Genomic DNA, 374 nt, shown 5'->3' with positions numbered 1-374 from the left:
TCATTTCGTAGAAACGCCCCGAGTCAATATCCCCGACAATGTGCATGCCAAAGGCTTTGGCATAGAAGCCGCCGCGCCAATAATCACGGCCATAGCTTTTCCTCTGGTGCCAGAGCTGCGTTGCAGCGTCATAGACATAGGTTCCAGCTCCCTTGGCGTTTGGCAGCTTTTCCCGTGCGGGTATCGTCAAAACGTAAAACTGGTGCCCCTCGTGGGTATACGACCACGCGGAGGCATCCCGCCACCGGCCCCGGGAAATGGCGTACTCTATGGCGTGCGTTGAGATGCGCATGGGAGTAGTTCCCTGCAACATTCGGACGCTGCCTTCGTTGTCGAGCCAGACCACGGTTTCGTCCAGCTTTGCCACTGACCAT

At 57.0% G+C, this 374-nt stretch carries 1 protein-coding gene; it reads right to left on the bottom strand.

Annotated features, from left to right (window positions below; all coding sequences use genetic code 11):
* On the bottom strand, positions 1–374 hold a 374-nt coding region (locus tag Q5Y71_RS17290), incomplete at both ends, for a hypothetical protein (protein WP_306043309.1).

Source organism: Microbulbifer sp. 2205BS26-8 (assembly GCF_030731025.1).
Taxonomy (GTDB): Bacteria; Pseudomonadota; Gammaproteobacteria; order Pseudomonadales; family Cellvibrionaceae; genus Microbulbifer; species Microbulbifer spongiae.
Note: the sequence above shows the minus strand (reverse complement) of the source record. Positions and strands in the feature narration are given on the sequence as shown.